Annotated in this window: 5 protein-coding genes and 1 pseudogene; 2 read left to right on the top strand and 4 right to left on the bottom strand. The window is 65.3% G+C overall.

What is annotated here, in order from left to right:
• From H8B02_RS25370 to H8B02_RS25355, 4 genes and pseudogenes are all read right to left on the bottom strand, one after another.
• Positions 1-193: pseudogene (locus tag H8B02_RS25370) on the bottom strand (hypothetical protein); the annotation flags it as partial.
• Positions 194-206: 13 nt separating this feature from the next.
• Positions 207-2480 carry a polysaccharide biosynthesis tyrosine autokinase gene (locus tag H8B02_RS25365; RefSeq protein WP_229168773.1) on the bottom strand — a complete coding sequence of 758 codons (2274 nt, stop codon included), beginning with the start codon at positions 2478-2480 and terminating at the stop codon, positions 207-209.
• A 129-nt stretch (positions 2481-2609) separates the two neighbouring features.
• Positions 2610-2822 (bottom strand): hypothetical protein, encoded by a 213-nt coding sequence (locus H8B02_RS25360; protein ID WP_229168772.1) that lies wholly within the window; start codon positions 2820-2822, stop codon positions 2610-2612.
• A gap of 20 nt (positions 2823-2842) precedes the next feature.
• Positions 2843-4351, bottom strand: coding sequence for an O-antigen ligase family protein (locus tag H8B02_RS25355; protein WP_229168771.1), 1509 nt, complete (start codon positions 4349-4351; stop codon positions 2843-2845).
• A 458-nt stretch (positions 4352-4809) separates the two neighbouring features.
• Here H8B02_RS25355 and H8B02_RS25350 point away from each other — a divergent pair, with 458 nt between their 5' ends.
• Both H8B02_RS25350 and H8B02_RS25345 read left to right on the top strand, forming a co-directional pair.
• The gene (locus H8B02_RS25350) at positions 4810-5073 is read left to right on the top strand and encodes a hypothetical protein (protein WP_229168770.1); all 264 of its coding nucleotides are present in this window, start codon (positions 4810-4812) and stop codon (positions 5071-5073) included.
• A 176-nt stretch (positions 5074-5249) separates the two neighbouring features.
• Entirely contained in the window at positions 5250-6491 is a 1242-nt protein-coding gene (locus tag H8B02_RS25345) for a hypothetical protein (RefSeq protein ID WP_229168769.1), read from the top strand.
• The last annotated feature ends 3 nt before the right edge of the window (positions 6492-6494 follow it).

Below are 6494 nucleotides of genomic sequence, written 5' to 3'. Positions count from 1 at the left end.
GCGACAGCAGCGGACCGAGGTCGCCGAGCTCGGCGTCGCTGACCGGCACGTTGCGCAGGATCAGGTCCCTGGCGCCGTCCAACCGGCTCTGGTCGACAAAGACCGGCAAGGTGGTCGCGCCCCAGGCGACCGACGAGCACGCGACCGCGGCCAGGAAGCCGCGCGCAAGCCAGACGGCGGCGCGCCGGGGCATCCCGCCTCGCGTCTCACTCGGTGTAGCCATATCGCCCATAATGCGAGTTGTAATAGTAGTTCTTGCCGCCGTAGCCGCTATAGCGGCTCATCGCGGCGATATCGGCCTTGTTGAGCACGACGCCGAGCAGGTTCTCGTTGACCGCACGCGCGCTGCGCAGCGCCCGCTCGACCACCTGCACCTGGGTCTTGCCCCATTCCACGATGAAGACAAAGGAATCGACGAAGTGCGCGGTGATGCGGACATCGACCACCGGCGTCAGCGGCGGGAAGTCGACGATCACGTAATCATAGCGGCTGCGGACGCCGTCGATGAAATCCTTCATCTGGTCGGAGGCCAGCACCTCGTGCGAATGCGCGATGCGCGACCGTGTGGCGCCCGGCAGGAAGGCAAGACCGGTCTCTGGATCGCGCCACAGCGTGTCCTGCAATGTCGCATTGTTCGACAATACATCCAGAATGCCGCGCTCGGCGTTCGCGGCGACCTTGCGGCTGAGCGAGGGATTGCGCAGGTCGCAATCGATCAGGAGCACGCGCGCCCCGCTCTGGGCGACCAGCTGCGCGAACACGAAGGCCAGCGTCGACTTGCCCTCGTTGGGCAGCGCCGAGGTCAGGCCAAGGATCTTCGACGGCTTGGCGACGTTGAGGTCGGCATTGACCTTGATCGAGCGGATCGCTTCCGAGAACCGCGAGAATGGTGAATCGATCGCCGCCCACAGCACCGGCTCGTCGCCGCGCTGGATCATGCGCGCGGCGACCGGCAGGTTCGGACGACCGGCCACCGGCGCCTTGAGCTGGCTCGGCGAGAGGCGGGGAACGATCGCGACGCAATCGGCATCGAGGATGGTCTCGACCATGTCAGCAGTGCGGAACACCCGGTCATAGAGGTCGCGCAACACACCGAGCGCGAGCCCGGCGATCAGGCCGCCGAGCGCCGAGAGCGCGAGCACGACGAAGGTCTGCGGGTGGCTCTTGCTGAGCGGACGCGAGGCACGGGTGATCACCCGCGCCTCGTTGACCGGAAACGACTGCTGCTGCACATTTTCCATGTAGCGCTGCAGGAAATTGTCATAGAGCGAGCGATAGGTCTGGGCCGCGCTCTCGAGCTCGCGCAGCGTGACCTGCGCCTGGTTGGTGGACTGCGACTGCGAAACCGAATCGTTCACGGCGCGCTCGATCTCGGTCTGACGCTGCAGGGCGATCGCATAGTCGCTCTTGTAGCTCTCGGCGAGCCGCTTCAATTCGTCGATGATCGACGACTGGATCTCGCGCATCTGGTTGCGCAGATTGACGGCGGCCAGATGATTGTAGCCGTAGCGCGACGACCAGTCGGCCTCGCGGTTGGCAAGCTCGAGATATTGCGAGCGCAGCTTGGTGATGACCTGGTTGTTCAGGGTATCGGCAACCGTCGCATCGGGGACGCCCCCCTTCACCACCGCCTCGATGCGGTCGAGCCTGGCCTTGGCGTCGGTGACCTGCGACTTCACATGGACCAGCTGGGTGTTGAGCTCGCCGAGCTGCTGCTCGTTGAGCAGCTTGCCGCTGGACGTGACGATGTTGTTAGTCTTCTTGTAGTCGAGCACCGCGCGCTCGGCATTGGATGCCTGGCTGCGCAGCTCCTGGATGCGGTCTTGCAGCCAGACGCTGGCGCGGCGGGTCGCCTGATACTTGGAATCGAGCTGCTCGACGATGTAGGCGTCGGCAACCGCGTTGGCGATCTGCGCCGCGCGCTCGGGATCGAGCGAGCGGAAAGAGACCTCGATCACATAGGTCATGCCGCGGCGGCGGACGTCGAGCTGCTTCTCGAAGGTGCGGACCGCGCGCCGGGTCCGGTAGAACTCGTTGGGCGGCGCGCTGCCGGCAAACAGGCCGGACACGAAATCCAGCACCGCTCCCGCCGCGCCGGCCCCGGACCCGATGAATTCCGGATCCTCGTTGAGCTTGAGGTCGCGGATCACCGCGAGCGCAACGTTCTCCGACTTCAGGATTTCGACCTGGCTCTCGACCGCGGAGGAATCGACCGGGGCGTCATTCACCGGCGATTGCTGCTGGGCGCCCTGGAGTTTGCGCATGTCGATGATCATCGTGGCAAGCGCGGTATAGCTCGGCGCTGCCGTCATCAGGTAGCAGATGCCGCCGAACAAACAGAGGCCGGCAGTCCCGAGGATGACCAAATACTGCCGCAGCAGATAGGTGACGAAGGCGTCGAAGGTCTCCGCCAGCGACGGCAGTTCGGCCGGACGATTTCTCAGATCGACAGCCGGCGAAATCTGGTTGCGCTGGAGCATCTCCGTCCTATCGCCGCGCCGGCAGGATGCATCCTGCCCTCGCGCCCTCCAATGATCCCGGGAAGCGTCCCGCCGCTGACGCCGAAGCGCGTTGCTGCAGAGAATTCTCCATTGGCGATCGCAAGCCGCTCAGAGAGCAACTGTTGGAGGAAGCGTGGTGCCGCCGGCGGTCGTACCTGTCGCCCCGCTGCCGGATCCGGTGACCGACGAGGCGAGGCTGAAAATGCCGGTGTTCACGCTGTTGCCATTGATGGCCTCGAGCGCGCCGCCGCCGGGCGCCGCGCATGCCAATACCGCCAGGCGCGGAGCGGAGAGACCGCCGGATCGCTCAAATGTGAACATTGCTATCTCCCTAACGAATACTAACAGTTCGTTAGCATAGTCAGAGTTATCGCGCCAATTAAAACCCCTGCCCCCGCCGCGCCCCCGGGCCGACCCGCGAATTCAACGTTAATTGGCGAACCCGCCACAACACAGGCGTCATTCTCGCCGCGACCACTGCCGGTGGTCCTGCTGGAGCGGAACGATTGCGACAGGCCCGCCCCGAGCAACGCCGCGATAACAACGGCGTAGCCGGTGATCTGGAGCGGGAAATCGATCATCGAATGGAGTGCGCCGGCAGCCGACGCGCAGAGCGCCGCGAGCGGCACGATCACGTCTCGGCGGCGGGTCCGCACGCCATGCGCGAGCACGCCGAAGGCTGCGAGCAGCGCGATCATGACCGCGCCGGCCATTAACATTCCGCCGTCGGACGCCAGCTCGAGCCAGCTGTTGTGGGCCCGGTTCCAGGTCCCGCGCAACGAGATTTCGTCGGTGCGATAGGCCGGATAGACCCATTCGAAGGACCCGAAACCATCGCCGAGCCAGGGATGGTCCCAGATCATCCGCAACGTCGTGCGATAGGTCGAGAATCGTCCCTCGTCCGACAGGCCGATCGTGCTGAAGCGCGCGCCGACGCCGCCGCCGAGCAGTTGCAGCAGCGCCAGCGCGACCAGGCTGCCGAGGCAAAGCGCCATAATCAGGCCGTAGCGGCGCGGCATCCGGTTACGAAAGAAGATCGCGGCGGCTACGACCGCAGCGAGCAGCGAGATCCCGACGCCGCCGCGCGATCCGGTCAGAAACATCGCCAGCAGGCAAATGAGCCAGCCGGATGCATGGCCGGCGAGCCGGCGCCGTGCCGGCACATCGAAGCGCGCCGACAGGCGTGGCAGACTGGTCCGACGCGACGGCCAATGCCGCTCGATCAATTCGCAGCCGTACAACAGCCAGATCAGCGCACAGCAGCCATAATAGATGCCCGCCGTGTTGCGGTTGACGAAGGGAGACGTCAACCACTCCAGATGAGCCTGCTTCTCGTGAAGCAGGTAGATCCGGGTGGGATCGATCGCGAAGGTGATGATGCCAAGGATCGCATAGACCAGGCCGGCCACAGCCACCGCCCGCAGCAACCCGCGCGCCAATGCGCGGCTCGCACCGAGCACGACCCCGATCGCAAAGCTGAGCAGGCAGACGATCCCGACGCCCACGGAATAGAACGGCTGATCGCGCGCGATCGTCACGGCTGGCGGAAGCTCGGCGGGCAGCAATTTGCCGGCCTCCGCCCACAGCGCGTTCGGCGCCACGCCCAACCAGGGCCGCACCGCCGACTGCTCGTGCAACACCAGCATGGCGAGCGCCGTCAGCAGTGCCGTCATCGCGAGGATTGCGAGCTGGCCGCCGCGCAAACGCATCGGCAGCACCCCGAGCAAGGCGATTCCGAGCAGGATCGACCAGATCGCGGACGCGACGCCGCCGACCGAGCCGAGCGGCAGTGGGGCCAAAGCGACGACGGCGCAGAACAGCCACGACGACCATCGTACCGGCCACGGCAATGCCGTCGCCCCGCGTGAGCCGGAAGGTGATCGTAAGCGTGTCATGAAGCCGGCCGGGCCGGCTCACGCCCCAGTATCAGGGCGCAAGCTTGATTGAATTACGAAGTAAAGTTGCGTTGTAGGCGGCCACGATCGGACCGTTCAGCGTTACGGATCTGGTGCATGACATTGCTCGAATGAAATTCGCACGCGACATTCAAATACTCCGGCAGAGCCGTAACGCGCCGACTGCCACAATCACAATAATCCGCGATATATTGCACTGCAATTGATAAAAAATGTTAGCAAGATGAGGCAATGCAGCGACCCCGCGGCGCCGAGAGGCAAGCGGCCCGCGCGACATCACTTGGGCTTTGATCTTGGGCTTTGATTTCGTGTGACCTTCCGACGATTTGCGACGACCGGGTTAACCCCGGCTTAGGACCCGGCCCGATAATATACGGGCGCAGGGTTTGGTTATGTTATTTGTTTTGCTTGGCAATTTGATCGGCGGCGCCGTGCTCGGGCTGCGCCAGCACTGTCTGGTGCTGGTGCCGGTGATGCTTGCCGAACTGATGCTGCTGGCCGCCATCGGCGTAGCGCGCCTCTCGTGGTCCGAGACTGCGCTGCTCATGGTCATCGCCATGGTATCGCTGCAGGGCGGATATCTCGCGAGCGCCCTCGCACCGTTGCTCCGCTCCCGCACCTCGCCGCCGCTCATCGCCGCGCGCCGTCCGCAGTAGCCCGCTACGCGGTCGCGCGATCTGGCGCGCCCGATTTCCATTGACCTTGCGGCGAGCCCGGGGCATCCCGCTGCCTTGCGTTCTGATCTTCCGCAGGACCTGTTTCCCAAGGATTTGCCCCTCCCGTGTGGAACGTCACGGCTTTCATCTGCATCTTGATCGGGGCGTCGATACCGGTGGGTCTCATCGATGCGTCGCTCGCCATTGGCCTGGTCGGCGCCGCAACGTCGCTCGGACTGCTGGCAAGCCTGACGGCGATCCGGCCAGGTGAACTGTCTTTCCTGAAGCGGGTCGCTGGGCCCGCCGTGGCGGCAGCGCTGGTGCCGATGCTCTGGATCATCCTGCAGATGCTTCCGCTGACGTTCTGGGCGCATCCGGTGTGGAAGTTCGCCGGCGAAACATTGGAGACACCGCTCAGCGGCAGCATCACGATCGATACCGGTGCAAGCCTTGGCGCGCTGCTGCTCTGGTTGTCGCTGCTCTCGGTCATGATCACCGCCGCGGCGATCGCAATCGATGCCCGCCGCGCCGACATGGTGGCCCGCAGCATTGCAGCGACGGCGGCCGTCGCGGCGCTGATCCTGCTGGCGTATAGCGATCCGATCAAAGCTTGGCTTGGCGCGGCCGACGCTACGCACGACGGGACGGCAAACGGATTCCTCGTCGTCGTTCTCATGGGCGTCCCGTTCAGCCTTGCGCGCGCGCTCGATGTCGGCGGACATATTGGCGGCCGCACGGCGGCCCAGTCGGCCCGATTGCGCCGGCTGCTCGCCGCCAGCGCGCTGTTTTGCGCCGCCAGCGCCTGCTGGTACGGACGGCGCGGTGCCGCAATCGCAATCGCAGCGGGCATCGTGCTCGTCCTGATGAGCTTCGCCGCGCGAAAACTTCATCTGCGTCGCTGGAGCAGCGCTGCCGCTGCGGCTGCGATCGCGCTGATCGCGCTGGTAACGGCGATCGCCAACCGTCATCCCGACGTGGCGCTTGCCATAGCCTTCACCCATGCGCCGGACGAGCTCGTGCAGTCGACCTACAATCTGCTCGCCGACCTGCCCGCGCTCGGCGGCGGTGCCGGCACCACGGCAAAGCTGGCATCGACCTACATGGACTGGCAAGGGGCGACCACGCGGCCCGTGGTGGCAACCAGCGCCGCCGCCTTGATCACGCAGTTCGGTTCCGCCATGTTCTGGACTTCACTCGCGGTTACGATCGTGGGCATCGCGGCGTTCATGGCCGGTGCACGCAATCGCGGCCGTGACTGGTCCTATCCAGCGGCGGCGGCAGCCGTGTTGCTGACGCTGGCGCTCACCGCCTTTACCTTGCCGGAATTGCCGGCGCTGCCCGGAGTGATCGTGTTGGGAGCCGTGATCGGAACAGGACTGGCACAGCGGATCAGCCGTTCACCGTTGCAGGCGGGCTAGACC

Origin of the sequence: Bradyrhizobium altum, from assembly GCF_020889705.1 — a bacterium.
Taxonomy (GTDB): domain Bacteria; phylum Pseudomonadota; class Alphaproteobacteria; order Rhizobiales; family Xanthobacteraceae; genus Bradyrhizobium; species Bradyrhizobium altum.
Note: the sequence above shows the minus strand (reverse complement) of the source record. Positions and strands in the feature narration are given on the sequence as shown.